We start from the raw sequence: 645 nt of genomic DNA on the forward strand, positions 1-645 counted from the left end.
ATACGTTGGGAACCCGCTGAACTGAAACATCTAAGTAGGCGGAGGAAAAGAAAGAAAACTCGATTTCCAGAGTAGCGGCGAGCGAAATGGAAGGAGCCTAAACCTGGGTGCGTGCACCCAGGGGTTACGGACTGCAATAAGTGACTCGTATGGTAACAGAACGGTCCTGGAAAGACCGGCCACAGAGGGTGAAAGCCCCGTATGTGAAACCAGAAGAGAGCGAGCATGTTCCAAAGTACCACGAGACACGAGAAACCTTGTGGGAAGTCGGGGGGACCACCCCCCAAGGCTAAATACTCCTTAGTGACCGATAGCGCATAGTACTGTGAAGGAAAGGTGAAAAGAACCCCGGGAGGGGAGTGAAAAAGAACCTGAAACCCTGTGTTTACAAACTGTGGAACCACATTTTAGGTGGAACCGCGTACTTTTTGTAGAACGGTCCGGCGAGTTGCCGGGACTGGCAAGGTTAAGCACTCAAGGTGTGGAGCCGAAGGGAAACCAAGTCTTAATAGGGCGTTGAGTCAGTTCAGGCAGACCCGAAACCGGGTGATCTACCCATGTCCAGGTTGAAGTTTCCGTAAAAGGAAATGGAGGACCGAACGCACATCCGTTGAAAAGGGTGGCGATGAGGTGTGGGTAGGGGAG

General features: G+C 52.1%; 1 rRNA gene. It reads left to right on the plus strand.

Annotated features, from left to right (window positions below):
• Nucleotides 1-645: ribosomal RNA gene (locus tag NE473_RS30090) — 23S ribosomal RNA — on the plus strand; the annotation flags it as partial.

The sequence above is a fragment of the Hungatella sp. SL.1.14 genome (assembly GCF_024460495.1).
Lineage (GTDB): Bacteria > Bacillota > Clostridia > Lachnospirales > Lachnospiraceae > Hungatella > Hungatella hathewayi.